Genomic DNA, 4,573 nt, shown 5'->3' on the forward strand with positions numbered 1-4,573 from the left:
ATCGGGCCGCTGGCCGGCCGGGTCCTCCTGCGGCTCGCACACGTGCAGCAGCCGCAGCTCGGCCCCATACGCCACGGCCAGTGCCGCCGCGTAAGCCACCAGGCTAGCCGAAGCGGCCGAGAAATCGAGCGGACAAAGGATGGTCATTTTTTTAGGGTAGGAGGGTGTGGGGGTAGGAGGGGGAGGGGGTGGTTGATGGGCCTTGGAGTCGAAGAAAAAACTCCTGTCCCCATACCCTCTTACCCTCATGCCCTAAAGCCTATTGCCAAATCTGCTCGCCGGTGGCGCGGCGCAGCTGGTACTGGCCCAGCGTGTAGTTGTATTCGGCCTGCACCAGGGCCAGGCGGGCCTGGGCGAGCTGGGTTTCGGCGTCGAGCACGTCGAGGTTCTGGCCCACGCCGTAGCGGTAGCGGTCGCGGGCTTTGCTTAATGCCTCGGTGGCCTGGGCTACCTGCTGCTGGGCGTTGGCGTGGCGCGACTGGCTGAATTCCATGTTGTTCACGGCTTGGCGCACGTCGGAGCGAATTTGCTCCTGCGTGTCGGCGGTGCGGGCCACGGCGGCGCGGGCGTTGGCCTCGGCCTCCACGCGCTGCTTCTTGTTCTTGTTGCCGTCGTAAATCGGTACCGACAGCTGCAGCACGCCTACCGTGTTGAAGCGAATGCGGTTGATATCGGGCAGAATGTAGCCGTTTTTGCCGCCGGCCTGCACGCCCGCGCCGAGGCTGGGCATGTTGCTTTTCTCGATGAGGCGGGCCTGCAGCGCGGCCGTGTTTTCGGCGTCGCGGGCCAGCTTCACTTCGGGGCGGTTGTTGCTGGCCTTCGTGATTTCGGCTTCCAAGTCTACCGGCTGGGGCTCGTAGCTCAGGCGGCCCTTCACCGGCACGTCGGCCGTCGAGGGCTTGTGCAGTAGGCGGGCCAGCTGCACCTGCTGGTTGCGCAGCTGGTTTTGCAGGTCGAGCTTGGTGTTTTCGGCTTGGGTGATGCGCACGTCGGTGGTCGTCACGTCGAAGCGGGTGCTCACGCCGGCCTCCACGCGCTTCTGCATCTCGTTGCGGTGCGCCTGCAGCGAAGCAATCTGCTGGTCCTGCACCTTAATGCTCTCGCGCATGAACAGGATGTTGTAGTATACCTGTGCGGCGTTGAAGGCCAGGTCGCGGCGGGCTACATTGATGTTGTCCTGCGCCGTTTGCACCTGCGACTCGGCCACTTTCACGGTCGCCTCGTTCTTGCCGAAGTCAAACAGCAGGTACTGCGCCGTCACGTGGAAGTCATAGTTGTTATTCGGCGCAAACTGCAAGGTTTCACCGCCAAATGGCAGTTTCACCACTGGGTCGATGCGCGTGTAGGTAGCCGTGCCGGTTACCTGGGGCAGGAAGCCGGCGCGCGTCTGGCTCAGACGGCTGGCCGAAGCCGCGGCCAATTCGGTGAGATTGGTCACGCTGGGGTTGGCGTCGAGCACGGCTTGCAGCGTGGCGCCGAGGGTCAGGGAGTCGCTGGCCAGGCCAATAGCCTGGGAAGCAGCAGGAACGCTGGGCTGATTTTGCGCCAGTGCCGGCCGGGTCAGCAGCAGGCCGCCAAACAGCGACAAACCCGCTAAACCCTTGAGGTGTTGATGAGAAAGCATAAGGCCAAGTGGCATTGAGTGTGCCCCGCCTTTACCGAAAGACGTGCCAGCACCCGGTTAAAAAATAATTGTCGTAGGTTCTTGTTGGATACTAGATATTTAAAATAAGGTTTTGTTGAACTGTTACTATATATAAAAAATCAGTAGCGCGCTATTTTTTCTTAAATAGCAGGAATTGCTGTAATTTTATTCCTGCTATTTGAGGAAAATAGGAATGTTACCACTGATGCAGCGGGTCTAATCAGACCGCGAAAACCGACCCGGCCACCGCCCCCACCACATGCCCACCAACGACGAAACGCTGCTGCTGCACCTCAACGAGGCCATCGCCACCATCCGCGACAAAGACCAGCTGTTTAAGGTGGTAACGACCAAGCTGCGGCTGATTTTCCCGTTCGACCTCATCGGCATCAACGTGTTCGACGAGGCGGTGCAGCAGAAGCGCCTGTTTCTGCGCGACTACTACGGTGTCGACGAGGCCCCGCCGCTGCCCCCGGGGGCTGATAATTTCAGCCCCATCGCCGGCTCACCGCTCGAAAAGCTGGTGGCCGACCCGCGCGTGCAGCAGTTCACGCCGCAGCAGTACCTGGCTGATTATCCGGAATATGCGGCGTATAAGAAGATGACGAACCTGGGCATCAGGCACCTCACGGCGGTGCCGCTGCACATTGCCGGCCGCCTCACCGGGTTCATGACGCTGGCCTCGCGCCGCACGCCCACCTTCACCGCCGCCGACGAAATACTGCTGGAAAAAATTGGCTCCCTCATTGCCATTGCCGTGGCCAACACGCTAGCCTTCGAGGAGGTAGCTCGTCGCGAGCAGGAGCGCACCCTGCAGCTCAACATCACCAACGCGCTGCTCAGCATCAAGCAGCGCGAACCCCTGTTCCGGGCCGTGGCCGAGGCCCTAAGCCACATGATACCGTTCGATTATTTCGGGCTGCGGGTGCAGCGGGCCGGGCGGCAGGAGCCCTTCGAGGGCTTTGCCGAATTTTCGCGCCTGGGGCAGGGGCCCGATGCCCCGCTGCTGGCTCTCGACCCCAACCGCCAGAACGGCCTGAACCAGCTCGATGCCGCCACCATGTACCAGCAACTGCACGAGCTGCTGCGCACGCCGGGCCTTTTCGCCGCCGACGATTTCCGGGCCCAGGCCCAGCGCTACCCGCTCCTGCGCCACGTGTACGAGGCCTACGGCACGCGCGCTTTGCTGATTGCCCCCATCTGGCAGCGGCCCGACGGCGCGGCCGTGCTCATGCTGGCCTCGCCCAACCCCACGGCCTTCCGCCCCGAAGACTTGGCCACCGTGCTCACGCTCGCGCCCCAGATTGCGCTGGCCCTCGAAAATCTCTTTGCCTTCGAGCAGATTGAGGAGTTGAAAGCGCAGGTGGAGGAGGAGCGCACCTACCTGGTGGGCGAAATCAACACCTCGGCCCGCTTCGGCGCCGACTCGGGCACCTTCATCGGCAGCAGCCCGGCCCTGCAGCTGGTCGAGCGGCGCATTGGCCTGGTAGCCCCCACCGATACCACGGTACTCATCTCGGGCGAAACCGGGACCGGCAAGGAACTGGTGGCCCGCGAGCTGCACAACGCCTCGCCGCGCCGCGCCCGCGCCCTCATTAAACTCAACTGCGCCGCCCTGCCGGCTCAGCTGATTGAGAGTGAATTGTTTGGGCACGAAAAGGGCGCGTTTACCGGGGCGGTAGAGCGGCGCATCGGTAAGTTTGAGCTGGCCAACGGCGGCAGTATTTTCCTCGATGAAATCGGCGAGCTGCCGCTCGACTTGCAGGCCAAGCTGCTGCGCGTGCTGCAGGAGCGGGAGTTTGAGCGCCTGGGCGGCACCAAAGTGCTGCACTCCGATGCCCGTGTGATTGCCGCCACCAACCGCGTGCTGGCCGATGAGGTAGCCGCCGGCCGCTTCCGGGCCGACCTGTACTACCGCCTCAACGTGTTCCCCATTGAGCTGGCCCCGCTGCGCGAGCGCCGCGAAGACATTGAGCCCCTGCTACGCCACTTTGTGCAGCGCCTGAGCAAGCGGCTGGGCAAACCCATCCGGCAGGTGCGGCCGACAGATTTGGCCGCCCTGCAAGCCTACAGCTGGCCCGGCAACATCCGCGAACTGGAGCATGTGCTTGAGCAATCTATTATCGTGAGCCAGGGGCAATTCCTGGAATTCGCTGGCTTCGCCGGGGCCCCGCTGATGCTGGCCGCTCCGGCCGCACCGCCGATGTTGGCCGCCGCACCCATCAAAACGCTGAAAGAGCAGGAGCGCGACCACATCCTGGCCGCCCTGCAGCGCACCGGCGGCCGGGTGAGTGGGGCACAGGGCGCAGCTTTATTGTTGGATATCAACCCCAAAACGCTGGAGGCGCGGATGAAAAAGCTGGGCATCCGGCGCACGGTGGGCGTGGAGGGGTGAGGCGGAGGCTGGGGGCATAAAATTCCGGCATTTCCGGGCCGCCCCGCGCCAGCTGCCGTACACGAGCGTACTCTTTCACCAATAGCTTCTGTAATATGGCCACGCCCGTCAGCACCCCCAAGCATACCGACCCCGCCACCAAGCGCGACGAAAAGAAAAACGAAACCGAAATCAAGGACAAACCCTCGGGCAAGACCGTGAAGACGCAGCAGAAATAACCACTGCTAAAAATCCTTGAAAATCCCGCAACAGTCTGTGTTGCGGGATTTTTGCGTTTTGGAAGTAGTTGTATCGCGGCTCACGGAGACGCGGGTATCGGGCTAGGGCAGGGGTGGGGCAGCATGGGTGGGCGGCTAAAAGAAAATGGCTGAGCGTCACGTTTTCGGATAAAATGCGTAGGCGCATCTCTACAAGTTCTTTATCCATCGCCTATCTTAGTGCTATGAAGCAAGGGATTAAGCAAGTAAAAGCATTGCGTGGCCGGGCCCTGTGGCTGGCCCTGGCCCTGCCGGCGCTGCTGCCCGCGGCCCGCG

Annotated in this window: 4 protein-coding genes; 2 read left to right on the forward strand and 2 right to left on the reverse strand. The window is 62.4% G+C overall.

Annotated features, from left to right (window positions below):
• Nucleotides 1-249, reverse strand: a 249-nt coding sequence (locus ACYVDE_RS15105; protein ID WP_460502370.1) for a universal stress protein, incomplete at its 3' end; no start/stop codon positions are given.
• Nucleotides 250-259: 10 nt separating this feature from the next.
• Nucleotides 260-1,624, reverse strand: coding sequence for a TolC family protein (locus ACYVDE_RS15110; protein WP_460502371.1), 1,365 nt, complete (start codon nucleotides 1,622-1,624; stop codon nucleotides 260-262).
• Nucleotides 1,625-1,904: 280 nt separating this feature from the next.
• Here ACYVDE_RS15110 and ACYVDE_RS15115 point away from each other — a divergent pair, with 280 nt between their 5' ends.
• Together ACYVDE_RS15115 and ACYVDE_RS15120 are read left to right on the forward strand one after the other, a co-directional pair.
• On the forward strand, nucleotides 1,905-4,040 hold the full coding sequence (locus tag ACYVDE_RS15115; RefSeq protein ID WP_460502372.1) for a sigma-54-dependent Fis family transcriptional regulator: 2,136 nt from the start codon (nucleotides 1,905-1,907) through the stop codon (nucleotides 4,038-4,040).
• 95 nt (nucleotides 4,041-4,135) lie between these two features.
• Nucleotides 4,136-4,258 (forward strand): hypothetical protein, encoded by a 123-nt coding sequence (locus ACYVDE_RS15120; protein WP_460502373.1) that lies wholly within the window; start codon nucleotides 4,136-4,138, stop codon nucleotides 4,256-4,258.
• The last annotated feature ends 315 nt before the right edge of the window (nucleotides 4,259-4,573 follow it).

It is taken from the genome of Hymenobacter agri (assembly GCF_054778495.1).

Bases quoted from the DNA above. Each gene is read 5' to 3' on its own strand.
- ACYVDE_RS15110 (WP_460502371.1), bottom strand. From the start codon at position 1,624: ATGCTTTCTCATCAACACCTCAAGGGTTTAGCGGGTTTGTCGCTGTTT.
- ACYVDE_RS15115 (WP_460502372.1), top strand. From the start codon at position 1,905: ATGCCCACCAACGACGAAACGCTGCTGCTGCACCTCAACGAGGCCATC.
- ACYVDE_RS15120 (WP_460502373.1), top strand. From the start codon at position 4,136: ATGGCCACGCCCGTCAGCACCCCCAAGCATACCGACCCCGCCACCAAG.